At 62.0% G+C, this 461-nt stretch carries 1 pseudogene; it reads right to left on the minus strand.

Going from position 1 to position 461, the window contains the following annotated elements:
- Positions 1-95: 95 nt before the first annotated feature.
- Positions 96-461, minus strand: a pseudogene (locus tag GV819_RS33045) (hypothetical protein); the annotation flags it as partial.

The following is a 461-nucleotide window of genomic DNA, read 5'->3' on the forward strand; positions in this document are numbered from 1 at the left end:
GACTGCATCCTCGGGGCCCTTGTACCGCAGACGGTCGCCGTGGACCGTCAGGCGTACGGAGAGACGCCGACACTCACACCACAATTCGAAGGGGCTCATAGCTCACCTCCAGCCTCGTCATCGCCGGAAACCGGCTTGGATTGCGAAGAATCCGCCGAAGGCGTCAGTCCCTCAGCGTTGGCGCCTTCGGGAAACGCGCTTGAATTGACCGCCCGCAAACCCTTGTCGGCGCTGAAGGCGCCAACTGATGCCGAAGGCGCCAAGCTACGGAGAGCGGGAATCTTCGTGGCACCTTCGGGAGTTGGCGCCTTCGGAAGTGCCCATTCCCACCCCTCTTTCACGCCGAGCTTTCGCTTTTCGACTCCGAGATTGGAACTGGCGCGCTGCATCGTTCTCCACGCAAACCCGGCTCCATCTGCGTCGGCCTTTATCTCCTTTGCTCGCACGGGGCCATCAGCAAG

It is taken from the genome of Pseudomonas sp. Fl5BN2 (assembly GCF_009908205.1).
Lineage (GTDB): Bacteria > Pseudomonadota > Gammaproteobacteria > Pseudomonadales > Pseudomonadaceae > Aquipseudomonas.